The 4,452-nt window shown below is 53.6% G+C and carries 6 protein-coding genes; 5 read left to right on the forward strand and 1 reads right to left on the reverse strand.

The annotated features are described in order from the left end of the window. The first annotated feature begins 347 nt into the window (after positions 1-347). The 5 genes from TU75_RS25995 (at position 348) to TU75_RS27580 (ending at position 3,925) form a co-directional block, all read left to right on the forward strand. A complete protein-coding gene (locus TU75_RS25995) occupies positions 348-764 on the forward strand; it encodes a hypothetical protein (RefSeq protein WP_060550532.1) in 417 nt (138 codons plus the stop codon). Positions 765-874: 110 nt separating this feature from the next. Next, on the forward strand, positions 875-1,255 hold the full coding sequence (locus TU75_RS26000) for a hypothetical protein (RefSeq protein ID WP_060550533.1): 381 nt from the start codon (positions 875-877) through the stop codon (positions 1,253-1,255). Positions 1,256-1,456: 201 nt separating this feature from the next. Beyond that, complete coding sequence (locus tag TU75_RS26005) at positions 1,457-2,077, forward strand: hypothetical protein (RefSeq protein ID WP_048402005.1); 621 nt, start codon at positions 1,457-1,459, stop codon at positions 2,075-2,077. A 398-nt stretch (positions 2,078-2,475) separates the two neighbouring features. Then, complete coding sequence (locus tag TU75_RS26010) at positions 2,476-2,943, forward strand: DUF1203 domain-containing protein (protein WP_003192632.1); 468 nt, start codon at positions 2,476-2,478, stop codon at positions 2,941-2,943. Between the two features lie 586 nt (positions 2,944-3,529). After that, positions 3,530-3,925: a hypothetical protein gene (locus tag TU75_RS27580; RefSeq protein ID WP_141719147.1), complete on the forward strand. Its 396-nt coding sequence runs from the start codon at positions 3,530-3,532 to the stop codon at positions 3,923-3,925. Here TU75_RS27580 and TU75_RS26015 read toward each other — a convergent pair. Then, the coding region (locus TU75_RS26015) for an integrase core domain-containing protein (RefSeq protein ID WP_156422780.1) at positions 3,917-4,452 on the reverse strand (536 nt) is incomplete at its 5' end. The two genes, TU75_RS27580 and TU75_RS26015, sit on opposite strands and share 9 nt — an antisense overlap.

Genomic DNA, 4,452 nt, shown 5'->3' on the forward strand with positions numbered 1-4,452 from the left:
CGATATCAGCCATTTTTTGATGCATCGCTATAACTGGATTAGGCCTCATCAATTCAACGATGGGTTGGCCCCAGCGCGGGCCGAGGAAAAACTTAACGTCGTGTCCGGGATTAGTTGACCACTACAGCCGGACATTTACAGCGGTATCACCCTACGCGTCGGCTCACTAATCCTGGACGCTTGAAGGACGGCGTACATCCAGCTTGGACGGACTGGCAGCTTTGAGCTTGTCACAGCAATGAGGTGGAATTGTGCGCGTATGTCCCCGTCAGTTGTCCCTGACAAGCTGCTCCTACACCTTTAATCAGGTACGATCCTGAGGACTCATCAACAACTGAGATCGTGTCATGCGTGATGGCTGCTGGCCCTTTCATCTTTTTGGCGCCAACTTCGCCACTGAAGCTGAGGCGAAGAAATTCGTGTGTGAACAGTGGGAGCCGGAGCCCCCTGAAAGCGCGAGCGAAGCCGAGTACGTTTCATGGGAAGAGCGCAATCCAACCTGGCGACTAGCGGAAGAACTTGGGTTCTATATGGATTCAGACTTCGTTGAGCTTATCGGCACCACAGAAGACGTCATAGCGCAAATCCGCAGCCCCTCTGAGAGAGCGCTGTTCAGCTCCAAGGCAACAGAATTTACCCATTTTATTCTGGTGGGGTCGAATGCCATCTGGGGTGACCGTCGTTCGACTTCTACCCAAGTAGAAACGCTGGTGCGCTTGCCGGAGAGCACTGCAACCATCACATATCTCGGCTTGTTCAACTGAGCTGACGGCCTCATAGGTTAGGCATGTTTTCGACCAGGGGCGGGCACTGCAGTAAGGCTAAAATTTGTCCTCATTTTGGGCAAAGTGACGATTCAACTAGGCGTGAAATTATGACCAGACAGCTCGTCTACCCACGAATACGAAATCGAATTGTCGAGCTACTAGAGTGGCTGATTGAATGCGAAAACGAGCCACCTCGGTTCGGTATGAATGAGCTAATCAATTCATGGGAGGACTGGGTGCCACCTTTGTCTTCCAAGGGGTATTTCACCACTCAAGGTTTCACCCCAGCCGAGAGCGAATTTTTGCTAAACGTGAGTGCCGCCATTGAGGATTTTTGCGAAGCGACACCTAACCCGATAGAGCACGACGATGCGGCAATTGCGCTCCCTCAATGGCGCCTTGTCATCGCTGCTGCCAAGCCGACGCTATCTGCTATGAAAGCGAATACCAAAATGTCGGAGGAGAGTGACGACAGGCTCGAGCGTTGAGTTGCTGGCTGTTTAAGCAAGGTATTGCGTACGATTCTGCCAGGGTGCAGCAATCGGCCAGAAATAGGTAAGCGTCCAGTCAAGTCATCTACCGATCCAGCTATCAGCACGAGGATGACTGCTTGCCGCCCATGCCGTAAGGTTCGCTACCAAAATCGCCACAGCCTTCCAGTGGTGGTAATACAGCAAGGAGAGCGAACAATGAACACCTTCAAATCATCAGTTCAAAACGTAGCTGCGGCCATAGGCCTCATCGCAGCAGTGACAGTCGGCGGATGCGTCATGATCCCTTACGACACGCCGGAATCAAAAGCCCAAATCCAGCGCGATCTGAAAATTGCACCATCGGATATTCAAGCCGTATCGGAAACTAACTGGTGCTTGTTCCCATATGGAAGCGAAGGCAGCTGCAGGGCCACTCAGGGCCTGGGAGTGTTGACCAGCAAAGGCCTGATCCTCAGCCTCTACAACAACCACACCTACACTGAAACCGCACGCATCCTCCCAGAACAAGTGCAGTGCGTGAAGACAGTTGGTGGTCGCACTGGAGTCGAACCGTTCGTTGTATTCACCAAAGACCGAGCGATCATGCTCGCCGTCATTACGCCGGGTGGGCAAATGAACGTGCCTGTGAAAGTCAGTTTCTTTGATTATCTGACGAAGCCAGGGCAGCACGTCTTCACTGGGACGGATGGCGGATATGTGCGCAAGTCGGGTCGAAAGCAAACCGTAGGCGGAATGGTGTCAGGCACTGCCATCCCGTGGCATACAACACTCGACGTAACCGAGGTTTTTAACCCTTGCCCGCAGGTTACAGATTAACGATGACTGGCGCGTTCCATCGCAAGCGGTGCGCGCATGCCTAAGCCCGTAGGTGTGAAGGATGAATGCCCGAAGGGCCGAGACCCCCCGGCGGCTCGGCTCGCGAAAGCCGCCCTTGAAGAGGCTGGTTTCGAATGCCATCTGGGGCGACCGACGTTCGACCACTACCGATGTAGAGCCGCTGGTGCGCTTACCGGAGAGCACCGCAACCATTTCATATCTCGGTCTGTTCAACTCAATTTGACTGCTCGAAAGGGCATGTCTGCGTTTGCATACGACTGCGCGCTTTCGACCCTAAGCAGTCGGTCTCGGTCAGCTTGAATAAGGCAGCAAGAAACGGATAGTAAGTGCTGGACGAATTCCAGCCTGATACGACTCCAACTAATAGGAGTTTAACCATGGCGTTTCGTATAACTGGCCTTTCCCCCGAGCCATTCCAGTCACTGTTTGGATTGCCCGACCAAGAGCTAGCATCTCTCGGGATAAAGCGTTACATGGTCGACAGCAACCCAGGCTTTCCTGACCGTATCGAAATAAAGGATGCAGAGCTAGGTCAGAGTGTGCTTTTACTCAACCATCTCTCTCAGCCAGCCGAGACGCCATACCGTGCCTCACATGCGATCTTCATAAGGGAGTGGGCTACGCAAGCTTATGACGCAGTCGATCAGATACCCGAGTCTATGCGAATCCGTCTGCTATCACTTCGTGCATTCACTGATGATGGGATGATGCTCAATGCCGACGTCGTAGATGGAATAGCGATAGAACCTGTTGTTACTCGGATGTTTGCTGATCCAGGGGTTAGTTACATTCACGTTCACAATGCCAAGCAGGGTTGCTACTCCGGACGAATAGATAGGGCGTAGTCGCCGCAGTCTCGGTGGCTCGTTCCTCTTTCGACTTTTCTGGTCACCAACTTTCCGCTATTGGCCGATTTCTGCCTGTCGTAGCGGGCAGTAATCGGCCAGAACCGGATGTTTAAAGCTGGGGCAATGAACTCGTCGAATTTCTTCCCGCTTTAAGAGTTTGCCGACGCGCTTTTACACACTCTGGGCTGGCAAGTAGAGTTAGGAAATCAACTCGTCCCTTTTTATAAAGTAGGTGCAAATGGTGGCTCGGAGCACCCATCATAGTGATAGGTGATCAGGTTTCTTAGCCTTCATTCGGCGATTCGGAGCCGCTTTTTTGGGCCGGAAGCTTTCAGTTGCGTACCGCAGCTCCCGGCCAATAGCTGCGCTTCGCGATTGACGACTTTCGACCCATGGCGGACGTTCAGCAACCTTTCGGCTAAGTACGTACGGTCAAAACGGCACAATCAGTTGTAGCCCTAGCGCCCGCTTCAAGCCGAACGCTTAGACTAAAACAACAGCCCTGACCTATTTAGCTTGTTGAAGGACAAAGCTGGCACCCTGCACTGTGCAGGATCTTAATCAACGTACAAGGAGGCGTGAGGTGCGCGACAAGCAGATTTGGGAACTGACAGAAAACGATCTGCACGATGTTGGGGTATGGTGCTTTCCGATGGACGAGTCCGTTGAGGATGAATGCACAGTCCGACCTTGTGTTGAGGAAGTAGGCTTGGCGATGATCGTGCGAGCCGAATTTTGCGATGCCGATGGCACTCGTTATCTGGGGTACGTGCACTGGAGTCTGGTTGAACATATTGGCCATCGACAACCCACGCTGTTCCTCAATGACGGCACAGCTGTCTCGTTCTGGGGAGGAATTGTTAAACCCTCCTGGGATGAAGCCTCAGATGAAGCGAAACGGATTTCTTTCCCCATCACATTTAAGTCTGAATCTGGACTTGCCCCTACAAAACCGGACACCAACTCCCCGTCAAATTGATGCTGCTGCCAAGCGCCTGAACTCCCTCGGTGAGCGATAGTTCAAGGCGCTGTGCGGATGCTGCTCGTTGTAATGCTCGAAGGCAATTGCCAGGTTGCGCAGCGCCGTTTCTCGATCCGGCTTGGGCATGTGCGCAACGTAGTCACGTTTGATCGTCTTCACGAAGCTCTCGGCCATGCCGTTGCTCTGCGGGCTGCGCACCGGGGTGGTCACCGGCTGCAAACCGATCTGTCGAGCAAACAGGCGTGTCTGTTCGGCGGTGTACGCCGAGCCGTTGTCGCTTAGCCATTGAACCGGCGTTGCAGGCAGTTGATCACCGAAGCGTTTCTCTACGCTCTCCAGCATCAAGTCGCGGATGTCATCGCCGCTGTACCCGGTCGGACTCGCGACCCAGCCGATGGCTTCGCGGTCACAGCAATCCAGGGCGAAGGTCACGCTCAGTTTGGCGCCGTCCTCACAGCGGAACTCAAAGCCGTCCGAGCACCAACGCGTATCACTGGTTTGCACCGCAATACGACCCTCGTGCC

This window comes from Pseudomonas poae, from assembly GCF_001439785.1.
Taxonomy (GTDB): domain Bacteria; phylum Pseudomonadota; class Gammaproteobacteria; order Pseudomonadales; family Pseudomonadaceae; genus Aquipseudomonas; species Aquipseudomonas poae.